The organism is Roseovarius sp. YIN77 (assembly GCF_057219155.1).
On sequence record NZ_JBXVVI010000073.1, the window covers coordinates 1 to 500 of the forward strand.

The window sequence follows — 500 nt, forward strand, 5'->3', positions numbered from 1 at the left end:
ATCATCAAAGCCATGAACAAAGCAGCCGCGCTGGATGAACTGATACCGGGGTTGCTGAGTGAATATATCGAACAGTCAGGTTAACAGGCTGCGGCATTTTGTCCGCGCCGGGCTTCGCTCACTGTTCAGGCCGGAGCCACAGACCGCCGTTGAATGGGCGGATGCTAATTACTATCTCCCGAAAGAATCCGCATACCAGGAAGGGCGCTGGGAAACACTGCCCTTTCAGCGGGCCATCATGAATGCGATGGGCAGCGACTACATCCGTGAGGTGAATGTGGTGAAGTCTGCCCGTGTCGGTTATTCCAAAATGCTGCTGGGTGTTTATGCCTACTTTATAGAGCATAAGCAGCGCAACACCCTTATCTGGTTGCCGACGGATGGTGATGCCGAGAACTTTATGAAAACCCACGTTGAGCCGACTATTCGTGATATTCCGTCGCTGCTGGCGCTGGCCCCGTGGTATGGCAAAAAGCACCTTTAAGGCGTTTCCGTTCGAT

General features: G+C 53.2%; 1 protein-coding gene. It reads left to right on the top strand.

The features are described 5' to 3' along the window. Positions 1-58: 58 nt before the first annotated feature. Positions 59-484 carry a phage terminase large subunit family protein gene (locus tag AC2D8P_RS16685; protein WP_484704014.1) on the top strand — a complete coding sequence of 142 codons (426 nt, stop codon included), beginning with the start codon at positions 59-61 and terminating at the stop codon, positions 482-484. The last annotated feature ends 16 nt before the right edge of the window (positions 485-500 follow it).